Origin of the sequence: Halopelagius fulvigenes, from assembly GCF_042662625.1 — an archaeon.
GTDB lineage: Archaea > Halobacteriota > Halobacteria > Halobacteriales > Haloferacaceae > Halopelagius > Halopelagius fulvigenes.
The window spans coordinates 1032108-1056523 of sequence record NZ_JBHSXH010000015.1; the positions used below are offsets into that span (position 1 = coordinate 1032108).

Annotated in this window: 27 protein-coding genes; 9 read left to right on the plus strand and 18 right to left on the minus strand. The window is 70.8% G+C overall.

What is annotated here, in order from left to right; genetic code table 11:
- Positions 1-76 precede the first annotated feature (76 nt).
- On the minus strand, positions 77-796 hold the full coding sequence (locus ACFQEV_RS15430; RefSeq protein WP_379697892.1) for a class I SAM-dependent methyltransferase: 720 nt from the start codon (positions 794-796) through the stop codon (positions 77-79).
- A gap of 187 nt (positions 797-983) precedes the next feature.
- Complete coding sequence (locus ACFQEV_RS15435; protein ID WP_379697895.1) at positions 984-1376, minus strand: PPOX class F420-dependent oxidoreductase; 393 nt, start codon at positions 1374-1376, stop codon at positions 984-986.
- Between the two features lie 138 nt (positions 1377-1514).
- Here ACFQEV_RS15435 and ACFQEV_RS15440 point away from each other — a divergent pair, with 138 nt between their 5' ends.
- From ACFQEV_RS15440 to ACFQEV_RS15460, 5 genes are all read left to right on the plus strand, one after another.
- Positions 1515-1787 (plus strand): MarR family transcriptional regulator, encoded by a 273-nt coding sequence (locus ACFQEV_RS15440; RefSeq protein WP_092537434.1) that lies wholly within the window; start codon positions 1515-1517, stop codon positions 1785-1787.
- Positions 1788-1934: 147 nt separating this feature from the next.
- Positions 1935-2720 (plus strand): MBL fold metallo-hydrolase, encoded by a 786-nt coding sequence (locus tag ACFQEV_RS15445; RefSeq protein ID WP_379697898.1) that lies wholly within the window; start codon positions 1935-1937, stop codon positions 2718-2720.
- A gap of 60 nt (positions 2721-2780) precedes the next feature.
- Positions 2781-3464, plus strand: a complete 684-nt coding sequence (locus ACFQEV_RS15450) for a YkgJ family cysteine cluster protein (RefSeq protein ID WP_379697901.1) — start codon at positions 2781-2783, stop codon at positions 3462-3464.
- A gap of 63 nt (positions 3465-3527) precedes the next feature.
- Positions 3528-3926 (plus strand): TRAM domain-containing protein, encoded by a 399-nt coding sequence (locus ACFQEV_RS15455; RefSeq protein ID WP_379697904.1) that lies wholly within the window; start codon positions 3528-3530, stop codon positions 3924-3926.
- A gap of 198 nt (positions 3927-4124) precedes the next feature.
- The gene (locus ACFQEV_RS15460; RefSeq protein WP_379697907.1) at positions 4125-4613 is read left to right on the plus strand and encodes an SHOCT domain-containing protein; all 489 of its coding nucleotides are present in this window, start codon (positions 4125-4127) and stop codon (positions 4611-4613) included.
- A gap of 31 nt (positions 4614-4644) precedes the next feature.
- Here the strand turns inward: ACFQEV_RS15460 and ACFQEV_RS15465 are convergent, their stop codons facing one another.
- Entirely contained in the window at positions 4645-6372 is a 1728-nt protein-coding gene (locus tag ACFQEV_RS15465) for a radical SAM protein (protein ID WP_379697910.1), read from the minus strand.
- 106 nt (positions 6373-6478) lie between these two features.
- Here ACFQEV_RS15465 and ACFQEV_RS15470 point away from each other — a divergent pair, with 106 nt between their 5' ends.
- The 3 genes from ACFQEV_RS15470 (at position 6479) to ACFQEV_RS15480 (ending at position 7869) form a co-directional block, all read left to right on the plus strand.
- The gene (locus tag ACFQEV_RS15470; protein ID WP_379697913.1) at positions 6479-7066 is read left to right on the plus strand and encodes a GNAT family N-acetyltransferase; all 588 of its coding nucleotides are present in this window, start codon (positions 6479-6481) and stop codon (positions 7064-7066) included.
- Positions 7067-7168: 102 nt separating this feature from the next.
- Positions 7169-7327, plus strand: a complete 159-nt coding sequence (locus tag ACFQEV_RS15475) for a DUF7559 family protein (RefSeq protein ID WP_379697915.1) — start codon at positions 7169-7171, stop codon at positions 7325-7327.
- Entirely contained in the window at positions 7324-7869 is a 546-nt protein-coding gene (locus tag ACFQEV_RS15480) for an Hsp20/alpha crystallin family protein (RefSeq protein WP_379697918.1), read from the plus strand. Before ACFQEV_RS15475 ends, ACFQEV_RS15480 begins: the two co-directional genes overlap by 4 nt.
- Positions 7870-7873: 4 nt before the next feature.
- Here the strand turns inward: ACFQEV_RS15480 and ACFQEV_RS15485 are convergent, their stop codons facing one another.
- From ACFQEV_RS15485 to ACFQEV_RS15510, 6 genes are all read right to left on the minus strand, one after another.
- Positions 7874-9061: an NAD(P)/FAD-dependent oxidoreductase gene (locus tag ACFQEV_RS15485; RefSeq protein WP_379697921.1), complete on the minus strand. Its 1188-nt coding sequence runs from the start codon at positions 9059-9061 to the stop codon at positions 7874-7876.
- 87 nt (positions 9062-9148) lie between these two features.
- Positions 9149-9931, minus strand: a complete 783-nt coding sequence (locus ACFQEV_RS15490) for a DUF7388 family protein (RefSeq protein WP_379697924.1) — start codon at positions 9929-9931, stop codon at positions 9149-9151.
- 136 nt (positions 9932-10067) lie between these two features.
- Positions 10068-10667, minus strand: coding sequence for an NUDIX hydrolase (locus ACFQEV_RS15495; protein WP_379697927.1), 600 nt, complete (start codon positions 10665-10667; stop codon positions 10068-10070).
- 77 nt (positions 10668-10744) lie between these two features.
- Entirely contained in the window at positions 10745-11281 is a 537-nt protein-coding gene (locus tag ACFQEV_RS15500) for a DUF7109 family protein (protein WP_379697929.1), read from the minus strand.
- Positions 11278-12375 carry a glycosyltransferase family protein gene (locus ACFQEV_RS15505; RefSeq protein WP_379697931.1) on the minus strand — a complete coding sequence of 366 codons (1098 nt, stop codon included), beginning with the start codon at positions 12373-12375 and terminating at the stop codon, positions 11278-11280. Before ACFQEV_RS15505 ends, ACFQEV_RS15500 begins: the two co-directional genes overlap by 4 nt.
- Positions 12376-12441: 66 nt before the next feature.
- Entirely contained in the window at positions 12442-13638 is a 1197-nt protein-coding gene (locus ACFQEV_RS15510; protein ID WP_379699900.1) for an MFS transporter, read from the minus strand.
- A 175-nt stretch (positions 13639-13813) separates the two neighbouring features.
- Here ACFQEV_RS15510 and ACFQEV_RS15515 point away from each other — a divergent pair, with 175 nt between their 5' ends.
- The gene (locus tag ACFQEV_RS15515) at positions 13814-13984 is read left to right on the plus strand and encodes an HVO_0758 family zinc finger protein (RefSeq protein WP_379697933.1); all 171 of its coding nucleotides are present in this window, start codon (positions 13814-13816) and stop codon (positions 13982-13984) included.
- On the opposite strand, the gene ACFQEV_RS15520 is transcribed toward ACFQEV_RS15515, so the two are convergent.
- The 9 genes from ACFQEV_RS15520 to ACFQEV_RS15560 all read right to left on the minus strand — a co-directional run bounded on the left by ACFQEV_RS15520 (position 13985) and on the right by ACFQEV_RS15560 (position 24416).
- Entirely contained in the window at positions 13985-15079 is a 1095-nt protein-coding gene (locus ACFQEV_RS15520) for an aldo/keto reductase (RefSeq protein ID WP_379697936.1), read from the minus strand. It abuts the gene before it with no gap.
- 65 nt (positions 15080-15144) lie between these two features.
- Positions 15145-16338: a DHH family phosphoesterase gene (locus ACFQEV_RS15525; RefSeq protein WP_379697938.1), complete on the minus strand. Its 1194-nt coding sequence runs from the start codon at positions 16336-16338 to the stop codon at positions 15145-15147.
- Positions 16339-16423: 85 nt separating this feature from the next.
- A complete protein-coding gene (locus ACFQEV_RS15530; protein ID WP_379697941.1) occupies positions 16424-17326 on the minus strand; it encodes an SDR family oxidoreductase in 903 nt (300 codons plus the stop codon).
- Positions 17327-17758, minus strand: coding sequence for a DUF5791 family protein (locus ACFQEV_RS15535; RefSeq protein ID WP_379697944.1), 432 nt, complete (start codon positions 17756-17758; stop codon positions 17327-17329). It lies immediately after the preceding gene.
- 80 nt (positions 17759-17838) lie between these two features.
- Positions 17839-20907 (minus strand): DUF7286 family protein, encoded by a 3069-nt coding sequence (locus ACFQEV_RS15540; protein ID WP_379697946.1) that lies wholly within the window; start codon positions 20905-20907, stop codon positions 17839-17841.
- A complete protein-coding gene (locus tag ACFQEV_RS15545) occupies positions 20907-21779 on the minus strand; it encodes a DUF7284 family protein (RefSeq protein ID WP_379697949.1) in 873 nt (290 codons plus the stop codon). The genes ACFQEV_RS15540 and ACFQEV_RS15545 overlap by 1 nt, the downstream gene beginning before the upstream one ends.
- Complete coding sequence (locus ACFQEV_RS15550) at positions 21776-22186, minus strand: DUF7285 family protein (RefSeq protein WP_379697951.1); 411 nt, start codon at positions 22184-22186, stop codon at positions 21776-21778. Before ACFQEV_RS15550 ends, ACFQEV_RS15545 begins: the two co-directional genes overlap by 4 nt.
- Positions 22164-22643: a DUF7283 family protein gene (locus ACFQEV_RS15555; protein WP_379697953.1), complete on the minus strand. Its 480-nt coding sequence runs from the start codon at positions 22641-22643 to the stop codon at positions 22164-22166. The genes ACFQEV_RS15550 and ACFQEV_RS15555 overlap by 23 nt, the downstream gene beginning before the upstream one ends.
- A gap of 42 nt (positions 22644-22685) precedes the next feature.
- Positions 22686-24416, minus strand: a complete 1731-nt coding sequence (locus tag ACFQEV_RS15560; protein ID WP_379697956.1) for a type II secretion system protein — start codon at positions 24414-24416, stop codon at positions 22686-22688.

The window sequence follows — 24416 nt, forward strand, 5'->3', positions numbered from 1 at the left end:
GCTCGAACGCGGCGAGGGAGGGAGCGAACCGGACGTTCGTCCGGTTCGCGGACTGTCGCCTCAGAGAAACCGTCGGTCAGTCCGACCGCTCGCCGACGGTGGCCCGCCAGTAGGAGACGGAGGCGAGTCGTTCTCCGAGACTCGTCTCGCCGAAGGAGGTGTCCGCCTCGCGGAACGCGCCGGCGACGCCGTTCGGAATCTTCCGGTAGAAGCCGTACGGAAGCACGAAATCGTTTCGCACGCCGGCGAGGGTGAGCCCCGCGGCGTCGAGCAGTTCGTGGACCTCCTCGTCGCCGTAGAGGCGCGACCCCATCGGCAGGAGCCAGTTGTACGCCACGCGCGCGCTGGTGTCGTTGAACGTGTCGAAGAACACCAACTCCTTCGAGACGCGCGCCATCTCCGCGAGAAACTTCGCCGGCGTGTCCGCGAGGTGGAAGAACCGCATGGCGAAGACCGCGTCGAAGTGGTCGTCGGGGAAGGGAAGGCGCGCGGCGTCGCCTCTGAGGAACTCGATGTGGTCTTCGACGCCCGCGCGGCGCGCCTTCTCGCGGCCCTGCGTCATCATCGCGCGGGAGATGTCGAGCCCCACGATGTTCGCGCCCCGTTCGGCCAGCATCACGGTGAACCGGCCGGTCCCGCAGGCGATCTCGAGGACGTCTTTGTCCTCGACGGGACCGAGTGCGTCGAGGACCGCTCTCTTCTCCCGGTGGTCGATGAGTCGCCCGCCGCGGGAGAACCGCTTCGAGTCGTACTCTTGGGCGACGTCGTCGGCCTGATACCACTCCTTTCCTTTCACACTACCCTGTTGTGCTCACCCGCGGACTAAAACCGTACTGGATGCAGTCGGGTCGGCCTCTATTCGACGCACTCAGCCTCGTCGCCCCGTTCGTCCGGTGGGCTGACGAGCTTCGCTCGTCGACGCCGCCGAACGTCTTCGTCGCCGCCGGTCCTCGACCGACGGACCGTTCGGGAACAGTCCCCGGCTATTCGCTGGTGACCACCTTGTCCGTCGGGATTCGGACGATGACGCGCGCGCCCTCCTCGTCGCCCTTGTTCGGGTACTCCTCGACGTCCATGTACCGCCGGGCGAGTTCGTCGATGTGCTCGACCGCGCCCTCCTCGTCCAACGTCGCCTCGCCGCGGACGGAGACGAACCGGTAGGGGTCGTCCGGGTCGATGACCGAGACGCCCACCTTCGGGTTCGACTCCACGTTGTTCACCTTCTGCCGGCCGCGGGCGCTGTTTATCAGGACGTACTCGCCGTCCTCGTGGTCCACCCACACGGGCGTGACGTGCGGCGTCCCGTCGGGCATCACCGTGGCGAAGTGAGCGAACGATTTCTTCTCGAAGATGTCGCGGTGGGATTCGGGAATCACGGCGGAGGGGTTCGCGCGCGGCGACCAAAGGGAGTTGGGCAGATGTCCTTATACATAGCAGAATGTGTATAAGGTGTCTGCATTGTTTTGTCACACTTGTAGCCAACCTTTACCAAGGAGTCCGCGTTTCGGATAGGTATGAGCACCAGTACCGCAGAGACCACTCGCGAGGACCCCCTTTCGGAGTCGGAATTCCGCGAACGCCTCCGCGAACTCCCCCCTAGCGCGAAGCTCGTCGCCAAAGTGCTGGAGAGCGACGCGCCCCTCTCGCAGGGACAGCTCGCGGAGGAGTCTCTCCTCCCTGACCGCACCGTCCGATACGCGCTGAATCGCCTCGAAGACGCCGACCTGGTCGGTTCCCGCTACAGTTTCAAGGACGCGCGCAAGCAGGTCTACTTCCTCAACACGTAGACGCTCTCGCCGTCCCTTCCCAGACGCTCTCACCGAACTCCGCTACTCTCCGCCCGACCGGTCGCGGCCGCCGCGTCGGGAACGACCAAGCCACCGTCCGACGGCCGCACCGCCACGATTTTCGCGCGACGCGTCGAACGACGAGTCGTGACTTCCATCCGGCGCTTCTCCGTCCCCGTCGAGACGCGTGCGCCGACGGGCGCGACGAACGCGTACCTCCTCGGCGACGACCGCCCCCTCCTCGCGGACCCCGCGGGCCGGACCGCGGCCCTCGACGAGGCGGTCCGCGAGGCGGGCGTCGAACACGTCGCGGTCACCCACACGCACCCGGACCACGTGGGTGCCGTCGCCGACTACGCCGCGGAGACGGGCGCGACGGTGTGGGCGCGCCGCGGCCGCGAGGACCGGTTCGCCGCGGCGGCCGGCGTCGAACCCGACCGAACGTTCGCGGAGGGCGACCGACTCCCACTCGGGGCGGACGCCGCGACCGTCCTCGACGTGCCCGGTCACGCGCCGGACCACGTCGCCTTCGAGACGGACGCGGGAATCGTCGCCGGCGACCTCGTCGTCGCGGAGGGGAGCGTCGTCGTCGGCGCACCCGAGGGCGACGTTCGCGCGTACCTCGTCGCCTTACGCCGCCTGTACGCCCGGAACCCCGACCGACTGTTCCCCGGCCACGGCCCCGTCGTCGACGACCCGCGACAGACGTGCGAACGCCTGATTCGGCACCGCCTCGACCGGGAGCGTCGCGTCCTCGACGCGGTTCGGGCGGGCGCGTCGGACGTGGACGCCGTCCTCGACGCCGCCTACGAGAAGGACCTGACGGGCGTGCGCGACCTGGCGCGGGCCACCGTCGAAGCGCACGTCGAGAAGTTGGCCGCCGAACGCCGCGTTCGCTACGACCGGGAGACGGGGCGGGTCGAACCGGTCTGACGGGGCGGCCTCGCCGACTCGACCGAGGCGGTTTTCCCGCCGGGGCACCGACGACCGGACGTGAACGACCGCGAACCGACGTTGGAGGCGGAACTCGAACGCGCCAGAGAGCTCGACGTCTCGGCCCTCGCGGACGCCATCGAGTCCATCGGCTTCGAGTGCACCCGGTGCGGCGCGTGCTGTAAGGGCCACGGCGAGGGCGACGAGAGGGAAGCCCACACGGCGACCGTCTTCCCCGACGAGGTTCGCGACCTGACCGACGCGACGGAGTACGACTTCCGCGACGCGGCCCGCCCGATGCCGTTCGGGTTGGTCGAGGGCGAGGCGGGTTTGGAAGGCGAGACGTTCGAGTGGGCGCTTCAGACGGACGCCTGCGGCGACTGCACGTTCTACGAGGAGGACGACTCGGGGACGGGCGCGTGTCGCGTCCACGAGGACCGACCGCTCATCTGTCGGACGTACCCGTTCAGCGTCGCCCTCGGCGGGACGAGTCAACCGATGGGCGAGGCGGTCGACTCGGAGGGAATCGTCCGCGCGCACGAGTGCGAGGGCCTCGGACGCGACATCTCCCGCGAGGACGCCGAGGAGTTGGCCGCGGCGCTACGGACGCGGGCGGTGCGGGAGTTAGAGGAGGCCATCGGCGTCAGAGACGAGTTCTCGCCCGTCGAAACCGGACCGGGCGAGGTGGTCGTCCACGACTCCGAGGGCGCGAAGCGGCCCGACGGGTCGCGAATCGAGGAGTGAACGCGTGTTAGCGGCGGTACACATTTAACGTTCGCTAGTGACGACAGAATGGAGGTCTACACGGTGGAAATCTCAGATAAACTCCTGTGTCTGTTCAACACCGACGTGCGCGCGGAAGACGACCGATACGTGGTCGAAGTTCCCAAGCGCGAAGTCGAGGCCGGAACCGTCGAACCCGGCGAGACGTACCGCGTCGCTCTCATCTCTCGCGAAGTGACCGAAGAGGAGGAGGCGACCGAACCCAGCGGAACCTCGAGCGAACCGCAACCGCCGGTCGAGGTGGGCGAACTGCGCTACGTCGAGATAGAGGACATCGGCAAGCAGGGCGACGGCATCGCCCGCGTCGAACGGGGCTACGTCATCATCGTCCCCGGCGCACAGGTCGGGGACCGAGTCAAGATAGAGGTCACGGAAGTCAAGTCCAACTTCGCCGTCGGCGAAGTCATCGAGGAGGACTTCTAACCACCTTTTTACGGTTCGGGTGCGCGAAGCGCACCGCTCGCCGTGAAAATCTGGACCAAAAAGCCGCGCCTCGCTATCGCTCGCTCGGCGCGGGACAACTGCGGGCGACCGGCACGGCGTCGTCTTCGGCCATCTGCGGACTCTCTCCGGTCGGACGACCGGAAACTGTTTTGTGGGATTCGAACACACCGTTGAAGTATGAGTCCTCCTCGCATCGACGAGTCGCCCGGCCTACTCGCCAGATACACCCCCGATAGCCGCCGGTGGCGACGGCGAATCGCCGCCCTCGCCGCCGTCGCCGCACCCCTCGCGGCGTACGCGGCGCTGGCAATCGTCTCGGGCGTGAAGTCGGGGGCGGCGTACAACGTCCTCGTCGCCGCGTTCGGGATGCTCGCGTTGACGCTCCCGGCGGTGGCCGCGGCGTCCCTCCTCGCGCCCGACTCGGGGACGACGCCGGCGGAATCGACCGACGCCGACGAACTCCGTTCGTCGAGCAACCGGACGGGGTCCGGCGACGCCGTGGAGGCGCTGAAAAGCCGGTACGCCGCCGGCGAGATAGGCGACGAGGAGTTCGAGCGACGCCTCGGGACGCTCGTCGCAACGGACGAAGTCGGCCTCGAAGGCTCCGCCGACGAGGGCGTCGGCCCGACGCCGCGCCCGGAAGAAGTCGAGTCGCCCCGTCGGTAGTCCTCGCGGCGATTCGACGGCCCGGCGGCGGTCAGTCCGCCCGGCGTTCGACCGGGTACCCGTCCGTGAACTTCGAGAGGTCCACCTCCGAGACGTTCACCTCGTCCGCCGAGGCGTACGGCCGGTCGATGACGATGTCGCCCGCGGTTCGCTTGCCGATGCCGGGGATGGCCGTCAGTTCGTCCATCGACGCCTCGTTCGGGTCGAGGGGGTGCGGCACGCCAGTCACCGACCGGTAGCCGTGGTCTACGACTGACACGTCGATGGTTCGGCCGAGTTCGCGTTCGCCCGGGATGCCCACGAGGAGGGGGTAGGTGCCGAGTTGCCGGCCGAACGTCCTGCCGTCCTGGTGGTATTCGAGGTGGACGTTCGGGAGCACCGTCCCCACCGGGGCGAGGCGTTCGAGCATCGGCCGGTCTATCTCCTCGCGAACCTCGCGTTTGTACTGCTGGAACAGTTTCTTGTGGTCCTTCGCGATGTCCGCGCCGGAGTCGGCCATCTCGGTGCCCTCGAACGCCATCACCTGCCGGATGTTGATGCGGCGGACCATCAGACCGGCGTCGTAGACGCGTTGGAGGAACCGCTTGTTGTGCTCGAACGTCTCCTCGCGTTCGGCCTTCAGGCCGTGCAGCAGGTTGATTCCGGGCAGGAGTTTCGGCAGGCGGTTCGTCGCGTCGGGGCCGTGCGTCGGCGCGTCCGCGGGGTCCTCGCCCGGCCGCCATCCGGCCTCCTCGTTGACTATCTCGACCGCCTCGAAGCACTGGTCGGCGGTGACGTTGAGCGTGTTCGCCTCCTGCACCACGGGGTCGGCGGATTCGAGGCCGAACGCGGCGGTGTCGCCCGGCGTGTTGTGTTCGGCGATGATGCGGATGCACTCGCGGGACTTCTCGGGCCACTTCACCACCGTGATGGGGTTCATGTTGTCGAGGTGGAGCGTCTCTAAGTTCGGAGCCACCTCGCGGATGCCGCCGTAGAGTCGGCGGAGGGCGTCGGGGTTCGGCGCTTCGCCGTCGCCGCCGAACGCGAGGATGTCCGCCTGTCGCCCGAGTCGGAAGTGCTTCGCGCCGCGGTTCGAGAGGTTCTCCACCTCCTTGACGACGGAGTCGGCCGACCGGAACGCCGGGTTCCCGTACATCGGTTCCGTGCAGAACGAACACCGGTAGGCACAGCCGCGTGACGTCTCCATCTCGCAGATGAGGTAGTCGGGGTGGTTCGGGTGCTGTTCAACGACGAACGCGCCCTTCGCGGCCCAGCGGTCTAACTCCTCGTTGTCGCGGTAGCGGTTCTCGAACCCTTCGAGGCCGTTGTCCACTAAGTCGTACGCCGCCGCCTCCACGTCGGCCATCGCGAGGAAGTCGTAGTCGAGGTTCTGCCGCTCCATCTCCTGTGCGCCGGCGTTCTCCTCGCCGACGCCGAAGCGGATGGGGCCGCCCATGAGCGTCGTTCCGTCCGCCGTCCACGCGAGCTTTCTGACCTCGTCGGGTTCGGCGGGCGTCCCGCCGACGTACTTGCCGGGGACGGTCATGCCGCCGATGTAGACGAACAGGTCCGCGTCGGCCACGTCGGCCCACTTCGAGCGGTCCTCGCGGAGTTCGTCGATGGTGTGGTAGGTGACGTTCCCCTCGGGCACGCCGGCGTCCACCAGTGCGCCCGCGGTGAAGCGGGGGTACGTCGAGATGTACGGCGGGACGCCGAAGTGCGCGGGTTCGTCCACGTACCCGTCGACGAGCGTCACGGAGATGTCGGCCGGGTCGGTCATGTCCGGGCAGAGGCGGCGAACGCGTAAAACCGTGACTACCTCGGTTCGCACGCCCCCTCGACCCGGAACCGGGAGACGTTTAGCCCGCGCCGTCGGTTCCCCGCGTATGAGCGACGAGTCGGATTCGGGCGCGACGCGCATCCGTCCCGTCCGGCCCGGGGACGCCGAGGCGATTTGGGACATCTACGCGCCGTTCGTCAGGGAGACGCCGGCGACGTTCACCCTCGAACCGCCGTCCCCGGCGGAGTTGCGCGAGAAGATTCGGACGGCGCGGGAGGCCGACGAGTACCCGTGGTACGTATTCGAATCGGACGGGTCGGTCGCCGGGTACGCGTACGCGAGTGCGGTGCGCGACCGCCCGGCCTACCGGTGGAGCGTCGAGACGTCCATCTACGCGAACCCGGACTACCACCGCGGCGGCGTCGGGCGGAGACTGTACGACCGCCTGTTCGACACCCTCCGTCGGCAGGGGTACGTCTCGGCGTTCGCGGTGCTCGGTCTACCGAACCCCGAGAGCGAGGCGTTCCACGAGGCGTACGGCTTCGACCACCTCGCGGACTTCCCCGCGGCGGGCTACAAACTGGGCGCGTGGCGAGACGTCGGGTGGTACCGACTCGAACTCCGCGACCCGCCGGCGGACCCCGACCCGCCGCGTCCCGTCTCCGAAGTCGAGTCGGAGTCCGACGAGTTCTGACCGGCCGAGGGCGACACGGGAAACGACCGAAACCGACGGCCCGAACCGACCGCCGGTACCGAAGCCCGCGTGTTTATCAGCGTGGCGGAACAACATTCGAACATGCCTGCGACCCTCGAAGTGAAGTGCACCAACGGGGACTGCGAGATGGATATGTTCGAACTTCACTACACCTACGACATGCCGGACGAGGTGGGCGTCGAGGACTTCGCCTGTCCGTACTGTCGAGAGACCGAACCCCTCGAAGAGATCCAACTATGAGCGGACTCAGGGAGTTCGGCGAGTCGGCGGCCAAGACCGTCCTCGAACGGATCGGGCGCGGCGTCGGGCGCGTCCAGGAGCGTAAACCGCTCCCGTACGACGTGCTCGAATCCGACGACGCCTACCTCGTCGTCTTCGACGCCCCCGGCGCGCAACGGAGCGACGTGCAGGTTCGGTTCCTCGACGGCGAAGTCGAGGTGCGAATCGACCGCTTCCGCGACTTCCACGAGGGGTTCGACATGCGCTTTCCGGGTCGCGGGTTGTCGCTCGAGGGGTCCGCGGCGTTGCCCGACGACGCGTCCGTGGACGCGACGGAGGCGACGGCGACGCTGGCGTCCAACGGGACGCTCCGCGTCCGCATCCCGAAGGACGGCGAGGTCCGAGACGTGGAAGTGACCGAGGAGGGAGCGGAGACGGACGAACTCGGCTCGGACGGGGACTCGGACGTCGAGAAGTCGGCCGTCGAAGAGACCGTCTCCCAGAGCGACGGCGAGACGGTCGGAGACGGCGACGCCCTCGAATCCGACTACCGAGACGAGTAGCCCGTCACTCGACGGCCATCCCTTCTACGACTTCGAACGCCTCGTCGCCCCGGAAGCGGCGGGGGTCGTACGGTTCTATCGACGCCGCGGGCGCGCCGAGCATCGCCGCGGCCACCGCCTCGCCGGAGGCCGGGGCCCACATGAACCCGTGACCGTGCCACCCCGTCGCGACGAAGACGCCCTCGCGAATCTCCCCGAGCAACGGCTTTCGGTCCGGCGTCGCGGTGCAGAGGCCGCCCCACGCGCGTTCCACCGTCGGGTCGTGGCCCGCGCGGGACCGGAGCACCTCGCTCACCTCCGAGACGAACCACTCGTCGCCCGCGCGGGACCACGACTCCGGATCGGCCTCGACGGGTTCGGTGCCGTCGCCCGCCAGCAAGCCCGAGGGGTGCGGCCGGAAGTACGCCCTCGCGGTGGCGTCGTAGCAGATAGGGCCGTCGTAGGGACGCCGACTCACGAGTGCCTGCACGCGGTACGGTTTCATCGCTATCTCGACTCCCGCCTCGGCGAGGAGGGCCTTCGTCCGCGCCCCGGCGGCGACGAGGACCGCGTCGAACGCCTCGGACGCGCCGTCTCCGACGACCCGCGGCGGGTCCGCGCGGACGTCGACTTCGACGCCCGTTCGCACCTCGACGCCGGCGTCGCGCGCCCGTTCGGCCGCGTCACGGACGTACGCCGCGGTGTCCGTCCACGCGGCGTCCTCGGCGACGACGGCGGTGCCCACGTCGTCCGTCGCGAGCGACGCGCCGAACCGGTCGTGGAGGCCCTCGCCGTCCGTCGTCGTCACGTCGCGCCCGTGAACCCGCATCCGTTCGGCCGCCTCCGCTATCGCCTCGCCGGTCGATTCGTCGTCCGCGCGCGCCAACGCGACGTACGGGCACGGTTCGACCCCGAACTCGCCCCCCTCGGACGCGAACGCGCGGAACCGGGCCATCGCTCTGGCGGCCATCCGCACGTCCACGTCCTCGGCGTAGGCGTCGTAGAGGATGCCCGCGGCGCGCCCCGACGACCCGGCCCCCGGGTCCGCGCCGCGTTCGAACACCGTCACCGACGCGCCCGCGCGGGCGAGGTCGGACGCGGCGGTGAGACCGACCGCCCCCGCGCCGATGACGGCGACGCGCGTTCCCGTCCCGTCCGGCACCTCGAAGGGTCGAGCCATCGGATCGCCGCCCGGCGCGTCGGAATCGGTCATACCGGCCACTCGTCGGGGCGGCACTTAGCGTCCGGCGACTCGGCGGGCGGCGGGCGAAAAAGAGCGCCGAGCGGAGCGAGTCGGTCGTTACTCGGCGAACGCCTCGACGCCGCGGGCGGGGTAGCCGACGACGACGTTCGCGCCCGCGTCCTTGAGTTCCGAGATCTGCTCGCGGACCGTTTCGACGGTGCCGACGAGGCCGTAGTCGCGGACGGCCTTCGAGAGGACGTCGCGGGCGCGGCCCGAGGCGTCGGCGTCGGTGGCCGCGCCGTCGGGCAACGCCGCGGCGACGGGGCGTCTCCGGGCGGCGTACGCGCCCACCGCGTCGAGTATCTCGTCCTCGTCGTCCGCGAGGACGGTCGGCGCGTAGACGGCCACCTCGCCGTCGTACCCCGCCGCGCGGAGTGCGCGCAGGTCGCGGGCGGTCGTTCGGGAGAGCAGTTCGTACTGGGTGCCGCCGGCGGCGAGGGCGATTCGCTCGACGCCCTCGGTGCCGACCCACGCGTCGGGGGCGCGGTCGATTGCGGCCCCGAGTCGCGGCGCGACGGCGCGGCGGGACTCCTCCTCGGAGAGGTACGCCGAGTGCCCCGCCACGAGGACGCGGCGCACCGAGTCGGGCACTTCGTCCCAGCGGGCGTCGTCGCCGAGGGGGTCGAACCCGTCCGCGCGGACGGGTATGGTCAGTCTGACCTCCTTCGCTTCGGCCAGTTCCCGCAGGACGTCGGCGTCCGGGACGTGGTCTCGGCCCTCGTAGTCCACCGCGACGGTTCCGACGGGCACGTCGAGGCCCGTCAGTACGTCGCACTCTTTCGGCTTCAGGGCCACCGCGTCGAGGCCCGTCTGCGAGACGCTACGCTCTCCGGTCAACATCGGCTATCACTACTCACGAGAATGGGGTTATCGTCGTCGCGGAACGCGATCCATCGTCTGTGCGACCATGTACGCCTTCGTACCTCTCGGTCGGGGATAATCCTGTCGCTCGGCGGCACGTATTGCGGCGGCCGACTCACACCGGGTAGTCGGCGTCGGGGTCCACGACGCGGTCCGGTTCCGGCGGCATCTCCCAGTCGGTCGTCAGTTCGAGCAGTTGGACGAGCATCCGCCCCGTCGCACCCCAGACGGTGTAGCCGTCCACGCGGAAGAAGTGGAGTCGGATGGGGCCGTAGTGGGGGTGGTCGCGGTGCTCGGACTCGTAGTTCGCGTAGTCGGTGAGATCCGACTCCGCCAAGGCGACGATTTCGGCGACTTCGCGTTCGTCCGGTTCGTACTCCCTGTCGGGGACGCGCGCGACGAACGGCGTGACCGAGTAGTCGGTGACGGTCCGGATGTCGTCGAGACGGCCGAAGAAGTCCACCTCCGAGTCGCGGAGGCCGATCTCCTCGTCGGCCTCCCGGAGTGCGGTGGCGCGGAGGCTCTCGTCGCTCGGTTCGCGCCCGCCGCCGGGGAAACTCATCTGTCCGGGATGCTCGCCGAGGTGGTCCGCGCGCTTCGTGAACAGCACGTGGTCCTCGTCGTCGCGGACGAGAACCGGCGCGACGACGGCCGCCTGCCGCCCCGCGTCGGTCACCTCCTCCGGAACGTGCGACGACACCCGCGAGAGGTCCATGTCGGTTCCAACGGGCGAAACCCTATAGCCTTAGCCCTCCGGGACCGCCGCGTCCGATTCGCCCCGCGTTCCTCCGCTCACCCGTCCAACGCGGCGTCGAGTTCCGCCCGCACGTCGCCGACGGCCGCCGCCTCGCCCGCCCACGCCTCCACGTCGTACGTCACGTCGAGGAGCGTCCGGAGTCGGTCGCGCGTCGCCTCGTCGGGCGCGTCGTCGGCCTCGGCCACCGCCTCGGACGCCTCCGCCCGCAGTCGGTCCGCCGCCGCCGCGGCGACCGTCTCCCGGCCGACGTCTCGGTTCGGAACGTCGAGGATGTGCGGGAGGTCCTCGGCGTTCGGCGGGAGGGAGGGGAACGCGACCGGACCGACCGCGAGCAGTTCCGACTCCGTACCCGCGTCAGCGTCGGCGTCGTCGGTGGACTCGCCGTCCAACGCGACGAGGTAGTAGTTCCGAATCGCGCCGTCCACGGCGTTCGCGAGGGCGTCGGCGTCGGCGTCCCGCCCCTGCTTGAACGCGAGTTCGTCGAGCGACCGTTCGAGTTCCGTGCGGGTGAGCGCGCCGAACAGATCGACGATGCCCGCGAGGTCGTCGTAGAGCGCCTCGCTCTCGGTCACTGCGCCACCTCCCGGATGTCCGCGCGGGCGCGCTCGGCGACCGAATCGGGGTCTAACTCCGTCTCCGCCCACGCGGGCAGGCGGTCGTCCGCCGGCCCCGGTTCGCGGACGGCGTCGGCGTACACGTCCACCTGCTCCCGTTCGCCCTCGCGGTCGAACCGGAGGCCGTTGAGCGCCGCGTCGGCGGCGTACTGGTCGATGAGTTCGCGCGCCGTCTCCCGGTAGCGGGCCGGGAGCGTGGCGAAGTCGGGCGTCACCCCCCGCTCCGCGACGCACCGCAGGAGCGTCTCGCCGACCGACCGACTCATGTCCGAGAGGCCGGTCGGTCCGCCGACGGCGCGGTGGTCGTGTTCGTACGCGCCCAGATCGACCTGCGCCGTGCCGTCGAACCCGGCGGCGTCGAACGCGTCGCCGAGCGTTCCGACCTCAAGCCCCCACGAACGCGGCGCGCGAATCCGCCGGGCCACGTCGCTCGTCGCGGCGAACTCGCCCGCCAGCGCGTACCGGAACGAGTCGAGGTAGCGGAGGAACGGGGCGGCGTGCGCGTCGGCGAGCGTCCGCACCAACGGGACGTAGAACAGTCGGAACAGCCGACCGTACAGTCGGCCGTCCTCGACGCGGGCGTAGTACCCCTTCGAGAAGTCGTACCCCTGCGCGAGGGGGAACAACAGGCGGGCGATGTACGACCGGTCGTACGTCTTCGTGTCGGCGTCGTGGACGACGACGAACTTCTCCGCGGCGGCCCGCCCCAGCGCCAACCAGACGTCGCGGCCCTTCCCCCGCGGCCCGTCGAGTCCGCGCTCCGCGAGGGCCGCCTCAACCCGCGGACCGTCGCACCACAGCACCTCCATCGGGAGGTCGAACTCCGTCAGCCAGTCCCGGAACCGACCCACCTTCTCGGCGGGCGCGCGGAGGGGGACGACGACCCGCGCCGGTTCGACGCGTTCGAGTTCCGCCAGCACGCGTTCGGCCGCGAGTCCGGCGTACTCGCGTTCGGTCATCGGCACGACGACGGCCGTCCGGTCCGTCGGGGCGTCGGGAACCGGCCCCGTCAGGTCGTGCAGCGTCGTCACCCGCTCCTGAACGTACTCCATCGAGCGGAGGTGAGAAGTGACGGACCAAAAAAGGCGAGGAGACGCGAACCGTCCGGCCGTACCGGGTTACTGCGGGAGTCTCCCGGCGCGTTGGAGGCCGACGAGCGTTCCGACGACCACCGCGAGGCCGAGCGCGAACGTCGAGAAGATGACGTCGTAGCCGAGTCCCCCCGCTGGAAGCGCGGGGAGGAGGGGAACGCGCGACGCCGCGGCGGCGACGAACCCGTAGGCCGCCTCCCCTTCCCGAAGCGCGCCGACGGCCCACGAACCGCCGGCCTGTATGACCATCATACAGCCGGAGTACACCGCGTACGCCGACGAGCGGTTCTCGTCCGGGAGTGTCTCCAGCATGTACGTATCGAGCGCCGGGAAGAGGCTGTGGACGGTGTAGCCGACGAACGCCGTGACGAGGAGGAGCGGAATCAACCCCGCCGTCCGCGTGAGGAGGAGGACGCCCGCGACGAACGCGACGAGGATAGAGAGGAGGTACGGGACGCGCGGGAGCCTGTCGGCGAGGCGGCCGGAGACGAAGAACGCCGGGACGCCCGCGGCGAAGACGACGGTGAGCATGTTCTTCGCCGTCGAACTCTCCAACCCCTTCGTCACCATGTACAGTTCGTAGAAGTTGAACAGCCCCTGCCAGACGAACCCGGTACAGCCGATGATGACCACCCCGACGAGGACGACGCGCCACTCCGACCGGGCCGCCCCGAACAGGTCTCTGTCCTCCGCGCCCGCCTCGGGCAGGTCCGTCCGCTCGGCCGTCCGGTAGAGCACGAGGGTGACGACGAACGCGGCGACGCCGATGCAGACGAACGTGGCGCGCCAGTTCACGAAGACGGCGAGGACCAGCGTGACGAACGGCGCGGCGAGGACGGCGGCGAGCTGGCTCGACATGCCGTGGATGCCCATCGCGCGCCCGACGCGTTCGGAGTAGAGTTCGCTCACGAGCGGATTCGCCGAGACGAAGTACGCCCCGGAGGCCAGTCCCATGAGGAGCGCGCCGACGGCCACCATTGCCACGGAGTCCGCGAACGCGGTGAACGTCGCCGCCGCGGTGAGGACGACGCCGGTTCCGAGGACCACCCTGTGTCTGGGCACCCGCGTGAGGAGCCACCCCGTCGGGATGCGCAGGAGAGCGCTTCCCACCCACACGAGGGTGACGATGAGACCCGCGGTGCCCTCGCCGATGGCGAAGACGTCGATGAGTTCCTCTAAGAGGGGCGCGAACACCACCCGCGCCAGATTGACCAACAGCACCAAAGAACAGAGCGTTCCGAACAGCCGTCCTCGTGACACGGACGCTCTTCTCCGCAGGACAGTTCAAGTGTTCGGAAACCCCTCGTAGAGGGCCGCTATCGACGCGTCGCCGCCGGTATGGGAATTAGTACCAACGCCGAGGTCTTTTTATGTACCGCTTACAAACGCGGAGACGGATATGAAATCGACGCGGAAGGGGCTCCGGGCGGGGGAGTTACAGAAGGACACGTACGGACGACTCACGTGCGGTGAGTGCGGAGACTCGTTGAAGAAGCGGAACGACCCGGACGAGGTGTTCTCGGTTCGCATCTGCCCCGAGTGCGGAACCGAGTGGAAGGAACTCCGGTAGTCACTCGAAGACGGCGTCGAACGCCCGCGCGCCCATCGGGTCGAACGTCCCGGCGGCGACGTTCTCGGCCACGTGGTCGGCCGACCCCGTACCGACCAGGGCGGTTTTGACGCCGGGTGCGCTTCGAGCGAAGTTGACCGCCCGTTGCGCCGCCGTGTCCCCGGCCAGTTCCGCGTCCACGTCGGCCGGAAGCCCTCCCGCCAACTCTCCTTGTCCGAGCGTCGCACTCGTCACCACGTCGAGGCCCGCCTCGTGGGCGTACCAGAGTGCGCTCACGTCCTTCTCTTCGGTCGGGTGGCGGTGCGCCTCGACGGTGAACGCGTCCGCCATCGAGACGTTGAACGGCAGTTGGATCGCCGCCAACCCGCACTCTTCGACGCCCGCCGAGGCGGCGGCGGACTCGGCCCGGGAGACAACTTCCGGCAGCGAGAGATACCGGTCGTGGCCGTGAGGGACGCGGAAGGCGTCCCACGTGGCGACGCCGTACGCGCCGATATCGCCGTCTTCGCGCCGCCGTTCGAGCATCTCGAAAGCCGCCTCCAACTGGTCGTACACGTCCTCTCGGCTCCGTTCGGCGAGTTGCGTCTCGGGGTTGTGGACGTAGTAGAGGTCCACGCCGTCGAGTTCGAGGTTCGAGAGCGACCGGTCGAGGCACGACGAGAGGAAGTCGGGCGCGATGGCGTGGCTTCCGCGCGCGAGGTCGGAGACGTCCACTAAACCGGTGCGGACGAACTCGTCGCGGACGTACGCGCCGGGGTCCGCCGGCCTCTCGCCGTCGAACGGAACGAACCCGCCCTTGGTGGCGACGACGACTTCCTCCCTGTCGGCGGCGGCGTCGCGGAGTGCCTCGCCGACGACGCGTTCGCTCCGCTGGCAGCGGTAGTTTATCGCCGTATCGACGAGGTTGACGCCCGAATCGAGGGCCGCCGTCACCGCCGCGCGGTACCGGTCGTCGGTCGCGTCGGTCGGGTCGCCGAGGTAGGTTCCGACGCCGATGCTGGAGGCGACGCCCGGGCCGAAGCGACGGAAGTACGTCCGCCCGAACGCGTCGCCGAACCGGTCCCGGTAGCCCCACGTCCCCTGTTTCGTCGCCATGGCGTCGGCTACGTAACGTGCGGGTAAACGCTCTGCGACTCCGCGCCCGCCCCCCGTCTCCGCGCTCAGATGTCGCCCGACAGCGCGTCGAACAGTCGTTCGACCAGCATCGACCGGTCGAGGTCTGACCCGCCGTCGGTCTGGATGGTGCCGCCGCGTTGCGGAATCTGGCCGCCGCCCATGCGGGCGTGCCCGCCCGCCGAGGACCCTGGCACGTCGGCGAGGGCGTGTTCGAGCATCCGGCCCATGTGGACCCTGTCGTCGCGGGACCGACCGGAGAGGTAGACGGTGCCGTCGCGTTCGCCGCAGACGACGACGGCCGTCACGCCCTCCAGTTGGATGAGTTCGTCCGCCGCCTGCGGGATGGCGTCCACGTTCGAGAGCGTCCCGATGTCGCTGACGGCGAACGGCCCGCGCACGTCGCGTCCGGCGATGGCGCGGGCCTTCAGTTCCAACACCTCCGTCGAGACTTCGGGGTTGGCGATGCGGTTGAGGGCGTCCTCGTCCACGCCGGGGTAGAGGTAGCCCGCCGCCTCGAAGTCGCCCTCCGAGCACCCCGACGTGAGGCGCTTCGTGTCGGTGAGGATGCCGTACAGCATCCCGGTCGCGACGTTCGAGGGGATGGTGTACTCGGCGTCGACTTCGCTCGCGTGGCGGTCCGGCGGGACCGGTTTCGCGCCGATGTCGCGGAAGTACTCCGCGACGATGCTGGAACACGCGCCGTAGTCGGTCCGAACGTCGGTGAAGTGTTCGCCCGTCCCCTCGCCGGGGTGGTGGTCGATGACCGCGAAGGGGAGGACGCCGTCCGCCCCGGCGAACCCCCGTGGGCGGTTGTGGTCCACGAGTACGACCGCCTCGGCGGCGAGGTCGGTCACGTGGTCTATCGGCTCCAGATCGAGGTCCAACACCGTCTCGAACGCGCGGTTCTCCTGGTGGCGTATCTGCCCGGTGTACTGGATACACGCCTCGGTATCGACCTGCTCCGCGAGGCAGGCGGTTCCGATGGCCGCCGCCATCGCGTCCGGGTCGGGGTTGGGGTGCATGAGGACGACCACCTCGTCCAACCCCGACAGCTTCTCCAAGAAGTTCGTCCCCATCGGCCGCTTGAACCAGAGCATGGCGTACAGGCCGCCCACGAGGGCGAACGCTCCGACGAGGAGAGCCGCGACTAACCCCGGATGCGACCCGAACACCGATTGTACCCCATCGAGCACCCGCCCCGTATCCTGTATGGGTACCGACGCCGCCGTCACGCCCATACTCCTACCTCAGAGCCCACGGTCAAGAATATTCCCTCGCTCCGGCGGCGGCGGCCGACGGACGTCACAGACGGGCGTTCGACCGCTACGCACCGGTCTCCGCCCGGTAGCGTTCGACGGCGTCGCGGTATCCCGACCGGTAGGTCGGGTACCGGAACTCGTAGCCGAGCGACCGAAGTGTGTCGTTCGAACACCGCTTGCTCGTCCGGATTCGGCGTTTCGCCGCCTCCGAGAGGTCGCCCTCGGCGAGGCGTTCCTCCTTCGTCCGCTTCGGCGGACGGGGGACGCCGCACTCGTCGGCCAACCAGTCCGCGAACGTCCACTTCTCGGCCGGTTCGTCGTCGGCGACGAGGACCACCTCGTCGCGGGCCGGACGCTCCGAGAGCAGAAACGCGACCGCCCCGGCCGCGTCGTCGCGGTGGACCATGTTGAGATAACCCTCGGTGACCGGCCCCTCAATGTATCGGTCGAGGCGGTAGCGGTCGGGACCGTACAGACCGGCGAACCGGGCGACGGTGCCGTCGATGCCGGCGTCCGCCGCCGTCTCGCGGGCGACGCGTTCGGCCTCGGCCAGCACCGCCGTCTTCTCCGTCGTCGGTTCGACGGGCGTCTGCTCGTCCACCCAGTCGCCGTCGTGGTCGCCGTAAACGCCGGTCGAGGAGGTGTAGACGAGGCGGTCCGGCGGCGACTCCCGCGACCCGTACTCGGCGATGGCGTTCTCCAGTCCCTCGACGAAGACGCGCCGGGCGGCGTCCGCGCCGCGCCCGCCCGAACTGGCCGCGAAGACGACCCACTCGGCGTCCGGCAGGTCGGCGAGGCTCTCGGGGTCGGTCACGTCGGCGCGGCGGGCGTCGAGGCCCGCGTCTTCGACGGCCGAGAGACCTGAGTCGGAGCGTCGGACGCCCGTCACCTCGTGGCCGTCGGCCGCCAACTGCCGACCGAGTTCGAGTCCGACGTAGCCGCACCCGAGGACGACGGCGCGGGCCATCTATCGGTCGTTACGCTCCTCGATGTAGCGCTGGATGGCCGCCAGTTCGCGGAGGGTCATCGCCGAACGCCCCTCTATCGCCTGCTGAATCTCCTGCCCGGAGAGGTCGAGGTCTACGTTCGAGGCGATGGTGTCCACGTCGAGGACGCCGGTCGTCATCCCCAAGAGGAGGTGATCCCGGATTTCGAGGACGATGGTCTCGGCGTCCGGCGCGTCGCCGTCGAGGGCGGCGAGTTCGGCGGCGTCTTCGAGGCGAAGGTCCGGCGCGGGGCCGTCCGCGACGGCCGCGACGTCGGACTCCTCGACGCCGGTGCGTTCGGCCGCCGTCTCGACGCCGACGCGTTCGACGGCGCGCCGTATCTGCGCCTCGTAGGCTTCTCGCAACTCCGCTGTCGAGAGCGACGCCGGGTCGTCCGCCGCGTCGTAGAGCATACCACCGACTCGCCGCCGCGCACTCAAAACCGTTGTCCTGTTCGCGCACGCTCGCGCCGGGGCCGCGCTCGTTTCGGCCGTCACTCCCGCGGACACCGCCCCGTCGGCGTCTCGCACCCCGGGCCCGGTTTCGCGCCGTTCCACGCGGGCGACCGCTCGACCGCGTCGCCGTCTTTGTCGCCGACGCCGAGTCCCCCCGACGGGACGACCACCGGAACGACCGTCCGAACGTTGAACCCGACGCGTTCGCTCCGGCCGAGCGTCTCCTCGGTTCCGTCGCCGTCCACGTCGAGGGAGACTGCGCTCCCGTCGCGGACGTAGGTGACCGGCGTCTCGCCGCCGCGGTCCGCCGAGACGGCGAAGCGAGCGTACTCGCCGCGCGTCTCGACGACCCAGACGTTCGCCGTCGCCACCCACGGGTTCAGCGTCGGCGAGAGGGGGAGGCCGGCGGGCGTGCCGCCGACGGAGGCGTCCGCGTACTTCTCGGCGGTGCGTTCGACGGCGCGTTCGGTCCCGCGCGCCGCCGCGTCCTTCAGGAGTTTCGTCCCGAGTTTGCGCGTCCGCGACACCGTTCGGTTGGTGGCGCGTTCCGGCACGCGGACGTCGGACTCCGTCGCCGCGGCGGCGACATCGACGCGAAGCGCCGTCTCCACTCGGTCGCGGGCCGTCGCGTCCGCCGGTTCGACCTCGGCGGCGACGGCCGCTGCGAACGACCCGTTCGTCGCCGCGACGGCGCGCCGCCCGGTCCCCTCCCACCGGTCGAACGCGGCGTCGACCGCCCGCCGCCGGTCGTCCGCCGGAAGGTCGGTCTCCGCGCCCAACGTCTCGAAGGCCCGCGACCGAACGGCGCGAAGCGAGTCCTCGGTCTTCCGTTGGAGGACGGCGCGGCGACCCGCCAACGTCTCGTCGTCGATGGCCGCGAGCGTCCGGTTCGCGGCGGTGAGCGCCTTCCCCGCGGTTCGGAGCGACACGGAGTCGCCGGACCCGAACAGGCCGTTCACGACGACGTCCGAGGCGTCCCCGTACGGGAGCGTGAACACGTTGGTGTTGCGCGCCGCGAGGGGGTAGTATCTGGTCTCGTCTTCGACGCCGTCCACCCGGTCACCGGAGACGGGTTTCAGAGAGAGGTACGCCGGGTCGCCGTCGGGGACGAACGTCGTCATCCCCCCGAGCGTGGAGTCGTTTCCGTACGCACGTCGGGCGGGCGTCCGCACCGTGCGGTTGGCCGCGAGGCGGTTCGTCCGTCCGGCGTCGACGCCGCGGGAGGCGAGGGCCTCCTCGATGCCGTCGTTTCGGGTCGCGGTCCGGTTCGCCCGTTCGTCGAGGGCCGCGAGGAGTCGGTTCAGGTAGGCCGCCCGCGCCGCGACGCGAACGCGGTCCGCCGCCCCGTCGTACGAGTCGGGGGCGGCGACAAGCGACGCGCGGCGTTCTCTGATGGAACTCGCTAACTGGGCCGCGGGGTTGACGCGTCCGGTCGCAACCGCCCGCGCGGGTGGTTCGACGGCGACGTTCCGAACTCGTTCGCGGAGAGACGCCACGTCGTCGTACACCCACGTGCGGAGCTCGTCCGGGCGTCGGCCGTCGACGGTCGTCACGTCCGGTTCCTCGCCGCCGACCGCGCGCCGGGCGACGGCGTCCGCACCGCCGCGGTCGGAGAACGCATCGCCGGCGGCGGCGGGTACCTCTCGAAGGTTCGGTCCGCCGACCGCGCCGCCGCGTTCGAAGAGCGGTTCGACCGGTCGCTCCGCCCCCGGAACGGGTGTGAGCGACGCGACGATGGCCATCTCCACCCGGTAGACGTCGGTCCACGTCGCCTCGGTAGTTCGGGACGACCGGTTCGCGTGCCGCCACGTCCGTTCGACGCGGCGTTCGACCGCGACGCGCCGGACTGCGGTGTCGAAGACGCGTTCGCCCGAGTCGGTCCGCGGACGCGTCGTCGTCCCGTTCGCCGACTCCACGCGCGTCTCGCGGAACGTCTCCCGTGAGGTCATCGTCCACCCCTCTCCGGGGGCGTCCGGCGCGGGGCGGGACCCGTCGTGGACCGTCGTCGCGTCGGTTCGGACCGCCACCCGCACCCGGTACCCGTCGCGGCGAACCGTCTCGAACCCCGGGCGCTCCCCGCCGCCGCGGAGGAACCCGACGAACGCCTCGTCGGCCGTTCGGCCCACGTCCACGCGGAGCGTCTCGTCCGTAGAGGGCGGTGCGGCGGTCGGAATCGTCGCATTCTCCGACTCGGGAGGCGCCGCGGCGTCGGTCACTCCGTCGGCGACGAACGCCGCCGCGTCGCTCCCCGCAACGGGCGCCAGCACGTCCGTGAGTCCGGTTCGGGCGGTGGCCCGCCGGACGCCACGGCGCGCGTCGGGGTCGGTCCGGCCGAACGCGGCGCGTTGGGCGGTCAGGAGGCCGGCGTTCGTCGAGAGTTCGACGTGCCGGTTCGCGAGGACGTTCTGGATCGGCGCGCCGGCGTACTGGGCGGCCCCCCGGGCCTGCGCGACGCCGAGAAGTCCCGCCGTCGTCCGGCGGGCGAGTCCCGGGGCTTCGAGCGGGTTCGCGTCGAGACGGCGCTGGTAATCGACGGTTCGGTCGTGTAGTCCGAGGACGGGAACGGCCACGGTGAGCGTCCGCGTGACCGACTCCTCGGCGACCACCCGTCCGTCGCGTCGGGCCGAGAGCGAGACGTTCCTGACGGTGACCCGAAGCGCGGTTCCGTTGGCCGCCTTCGCGACCGACACCCGGCGTATCGCCTCGCGGACCGACGACTCGTTCGTCGGACGCGGGAGCGACGCGTTCGCCACCACGTCGCCGCGGACGTGTTCGACCGAGCGAAGCGACTCCGCCGCGGCGAGCGAGATGCGGAGGCGGAGATACCGGCGGAACGTCCGGTTCTCTCCCAGAACGTCGCCGACGGCGGTGGTCGAGTTGTCGGTCACGGGGTCGCGGGCGGCGGCGAGTGCGGCGTCGCGGGCCGCGGTTCGGAGCGCCGTCGTCGTCTCGGCGTCGATGCGGTCCATCGACTCGTCGACGGACCGGTCGGCGGCGCTCGGTCCGCGCGTCGCGAGCGACGCGCCGTACGTCGAACTGGTCACGAGGAGGAGGACGCCCACGAGAGCGAACGGAACGCGTCCGCGGTTGTCGTCCGCGAGGCGCATCAGACGGCCCTCCCGTCGGACTCCCACGTCCGAACGACGACCCGGACCCGGTGGACTTCGACCGCCTCCGCCGCCGCCGCGGGTGACTCGAACCGGTCGCGCAGTTCCGCCTCGACCGTAGGTGCGAGAGCGTCGGCGAGGCGGCGGTTCAGCGCCGTCGTGTTCTCCGCGCGGAGGTCGCGTTCCACGGGGGCGCCGAGTTCGTGCCCGAGGCGACCGTAGCGGTGCCACGCCAGCGCCGAGACGGGGTAGTCGCCGCGAAGGGCAAGCGACGTTGTTTCGGAAGGAACGAGCGCTTCGACGGTTCGCTCGGCGACGGCCGAAGAGAGCGTCTCGAAGTCCTGCGTCGCGGCCGAAGGAACCGGTTCGACGCCGCTCGGAACCGACAGCGTCGCGGCGTGGACCGTCGCCGCCGCCGGCGGTTTCGTCCCGACGCCGACGCGCCCGCCGACGGTCGAACCGGGGTAGGGACGCCACGCCGCATCGACACGGAGCGAGGACGTGTCGAACGCGCCGACGACCGCGCCTCGGACGGCCCGCCGGAAGTCGTCCCGCGACCCAGTCAGTGAACCGTTCCCGAACCCGGCGGTGGCGACGGCGGCGCGCGAGAGGAGGCCCGCGAGCGTCCCGTGCGTCGTTCGGCGGAAGTCCGAGCCGTTCCCGCGGGGGAACGCGGCGGAGGTGCCCCGTACGGGTCCGGTCCCCGGTCGAAGCGCGTACTCCACCGTCGCCGTACTCGTGGCGAGCGTCTCCGCCGCGGCGTCCGTGCGCGTCGCATCGCTCGTTTCGACCGGGTCGGAGACGGCGGTGACGCCGAAGACGGCCGCGCCGACGAGGAGGAGACAGACCGCGGCATCGACGGCGGCGTTCATCGCCACACCTCCACGCGGAGGCGGCCGGGGACGGCGGACCCGGGGGCGAGGCGGACGCTCGTCGTCCGACTCGCCGCGTCGGTCGCCCTCGCGCGCGGCGGCGTCGGACCGGCCGTCCACCGCCGGTCGCCGGCGGTGAGCGTGACGTTCAGTCGGCGTCCGTCGGGCGCTACTGACTGCGCCGTATCGAGCGCCGACGGGTCCACGACGCCACCGTCGGCGAGTTCTTCGGAGACGCGGTGGAGCGTCGGGTCGGCGTACGCTCGGTCGTCGCCGACGGGGACGGTGCCGCCGAGGGCGACGACGTAGATGCTCACGCCGGTGCAGACGGCGAAGAGCGCGGCGAGGGCGGCGAGCGGAGACGCCTGCCCCCGTTCGCTCCCCTCACGCGTCCACGAGAACGACATCGACTCCCTCCCAGGAGGTGCGGCGAACGATGAGCGTGCGGTCCACGTCGCGCCACGTCGCGTCGTCCGCGCCGACGCGGGCGTCCACGACGGCCTGCTGAAACGCCGCCTTCGACTCGAAGACGCTCTCCGGCGGAGCGCCGTGGAGGACCGCGCGAAGCGGCGAATCGCCGACCGGAACGGGCGTCACGGGGCCGAATCCGAACGTCGCGTGCGCGGTTCCGGCGTCGTTTCGCAGCGAGATGCGACGAGTGCCGATTCGAATGGCAGAGGCGTCCAGCGGATGTTCGGCGGTGGCGTCGTACTCCGCGGCGGCCACTCGGTCTACGGTCTCCGCGGCGTCCGCCGCGTTCGGCGGCGGCGTCGTCGGGAGGCCCGCGACGGCGCCGACGAGTGCGAGACTCGCGAGCGACAGTCCGAACCACGCGTACCACGAGTCGAGGGGAACGTCGAGCATGGGGACGCTGGCCCCGCGTCCGTATATAAAGTCTCGCAGGGGTCAGAACAGAAGCGACGCGCCGGCGAACGCGGCGAGGTACGCTCCGGTCGCCGCCAGAAGCGCGAGGCCGACGCGGTAACCGACGAGCGTTCGGTCGAGTCCGCGGTCGAGTCCGGTCGAGAGTACCGTCAGCAGACCGGCGAGACAGAGCGCGTACGCGCCGACCGAGACGCCGAGCGTCGCCGTCGGGAGCGCCGTCGCCTCGCCCGAAAGCGAGAGGTCCGTCTCGGCCATCCGGGCCGCCATCGCAACCGTCGCGCCCGCGACGAGGGGAGCGAAGAACGCCGCCGTGTTGGCGAGCGTCCCGGTCACGGACGACAGTTGCCGCCGCGCCTCGCGTTCGACGCGCCGGAGTTCGCGGAGGTGGTCGGCGGTGGCGACGACGGCGCCGCCCGCCGGCCGGCCTTCGCTCGCGGCGGCGGCGAGAAGCGCGGCGGCCCCCCGCGTTCGAGGGCTCGGAACGCCGGCGAGCGCGCCGTACTCGCCGAGAAACGCCTCGCGAACGCCGACGCGGAGTCGCCGCCGAACCCCGGCGGCGTCCGACAGCATCTCGCCGGTCGCGCCGTCGATGTCCTCGGCGGCGTCTTCGACGGCCGTCTCGACGGCGGTTCCGTCGTCCACGCGTCGGCCGACGAGGTACAGGGCGTCGTCCAATCTGGACTCCACGTCGCGGACGCGGCGGCGAACGCGGGCCATCGGGTAGTAGTGGGCCGCGAGCGACGCGCCGAGACCGAATCCCGCGGCGGCGACGGGCGACGCCCACGTGGCGACCGCTCCGCCGCCGACCCATCCGACGCCGACGCCGGCCAGTCCGGCGAGGAGTCCGCGGCGCGGACCGGCGGTCACGTCCGGGTGGTCGCCTCCGACGCGCGGCGGCGGGAGGGCGACGGGACGGCGGACGAGCAACCACGCGCTCGCCGCGACGACGACGAGAGGCAGGAAGGCGTTGTAGACGAAGACGAACGCGCTCGTCGGGAGCGTCAGCCCCGCGGCCCGTGCGGCGGGGAGGACGCCGACCAACGCGAGGGGTAACAGGACGCCGAAGGCGTACAGCGCCGTCGTCGGCCCGCGGACCGTCGAAGCGAAGTCGGCCATCTCGTCGTGCGTCCCGTCGAGAACCGCCTCCAGCGCCCGGTCCAGCGACCGACTCCGCTCGCCCTCGGCGGCGTCGGCGCTGGTGAGGAGGAGCGAGACGGAGCGGTCGAGGGCGGGGAACCACGGCGACCATTCCTCGGCGAACGACTCCAGCGCCGACTCCGGCGCGCCGCGCGCCCGCCGGACGTGCGACTGAAGGCTCTCGGAGAGGGGACCGTCGCCGGTTCTCGTGGCGAACGCCGCAGCCCGTTCTGGCGTCGGTTCGAGTCGCATCCGGAGGGCGGCCCGGCCCACGAGGTCGGCCGTCTCGCCCAGCGCGCGCGTCCGGCGGAGCGCCGCCGTTCCGACCGGGAGGCGGTGGACGGCGTGCGTCGCCGCGAGGCCCGCCGTCACCGCGAGGAGGAGTCGCGTGACGACCGGAGACGCCGGGGCGAGGAGCGTCGACGCGACGAGGACGGACACCGAAATCGGAACGGCGGCGACGTAGCCCGCCCGCACGACGGTTTCGCCGTCCGCGTCGGAGCCGAGAAACGCCAGCGACCGCCGAAGGTCGTCGCCGACGGACACCGGCCACGGATACGCGCGCGCCAACTGCCGCGCCACCGCCGTCGCCGTCGAATCGCCGCTCGCGGCCAC

Bases quoted from the DNA above. Each gene is read 5' to 3' on its own strand.
- ACFQEV_RS15440 (WP_092537434.1), top strand. From the start codon at position 1,515: ATGAGCACCAGTACCGCAGAGACCACTCGCGAGGACCCCCTTTCGGAG.
- ACFQEV_RS15460 (WP_379697907.1), top strand. From the start codon at position 4,125: ATGAGTCCTCCTCGCATCGACGAGTCGCCCGGCCTACTCGCCAGATAC.
- ACFQEV_RS15465 (WP_379697910.1), bottom strand. From the start codon at position 6,372: ATGACCGACCCGGCCGACATCTCCGTGACGCTCGTCGACGGGTACGTG.
- ACFQEV_RS15470 (WP_379697913.1), top strand. From the start codon at position 6,479: ATGAGCGACGAGTCGGATTCGGGCGCGACGCGCATCCGTCCCGTCCGG.
- ACFQEV_RS15475 (WP_379697915.1), top strand. From the start codon at position 7,169: ATGCCTGCGACCCTCGAAGTGAAGTGCACCAACGGGGACTGCGAGATG.
- ACFQEV_RS15480 (WP_379697918.1), top strand. From the start codon at position 7,324: ATGAGCGGACTCAGGGAGTTCGGCGAGTCGGCGGCCAAGACCGTCCTC.
- ACFQEV_RS15485 (WP_379697921.1), bottom strand. From the start codon at position 9,061: ATGACCGATTCCGACGCGCCGGGCGGCGATCCGATGGCTCGACCCTTC.
- ACFQEV_RS15490 (WP_379697924.1), bottom strand. From the start codon at position 9,931: ATGTTGACCGGAGAGCGTAGCGTCTCGCAGACGGGCCTCGACGCGGTG.
- ACFQEV_RS15495 (WP_379697927.1), bottom strand. From the start codon at position 10,667: ATGGACCTCTCGCGGGTGTCGTCGCACGTTCCGGAGGAGGTGACCGAC.
- ACFQEV_RS15505 (WP_379697931.1), bottom strand. From the start codon at position 12,375: ATGGAGTACGTTCAGGAGCGGGTGACGACGCTGCACGACCTGACGGGG.
- ACFQEV_RS15515 (WP_379697933.1), top strand. From the start codon at position 13,814: ATGAAATCGACGCGGAAGGGGCTCCGGGCGGGGGAGTTACAGAAGGAC.
- ACFQEV_RS15520 (WP_379697936.1), bottom strand. From the start codon at position 15,079: ATGGCGACGAAACAGGGGACGTGGGGCTACCGGGACCGGTTCGGCGAC.
- ACFQEV_RS15525 (WP_379697938.1), bottom strand. From the start codon at position 16,338: ATGGGCGTGACGGCGGCGTCGGTACCCATACAGGATACGGGGCGGGTG.
- ACFQEV_RS15530 (WP_379697941.1), bottom strand. From the start codon at position 17,326: ATGGCCCGCGCCGTCGTCCTCGGGTGCGGCTACGTCGGACTCGAACTC.
- ACFQEV_RS15535 (WP_379697944.1), bottom strand. From the start codon at position 17,758: ATGCTCTACGACGCGGCGGACGACCCGGCGTCGCTCTCGACAGCGGAG.
- ACFQEV_RS15540 (WP_379697946.1), bottom strand. From the start codon at position 20,907: ATGCGCCTCGCGGACGACAACCGCGGACGCGTTCCGTTCGCTCTCGTG.
- ACFQEV_RS15545 (WP_379697949.1), bottom strand. From the start codon at position 21,779: ATGAACGCCGCCGTCGATGCCGCGGTCTGTCTCCTCCTCGTCGGCGCG.
- ACFQEV_RS15550 (WP_379697951.1), bottom strand. From the start codon at position 22,186: ATGTCGTTCTCGTGGACGCGTGAGGGGAGCGAACGGGGGCAGGCGTCT.
- ACFQEV_RS15555 (WP_379697953.1), bottom strand. From the start codon at position 22,643: ATGCTCGACGTTCCCCTCGACTCGTGGTACGCGTGGTTCGGACTGTCG.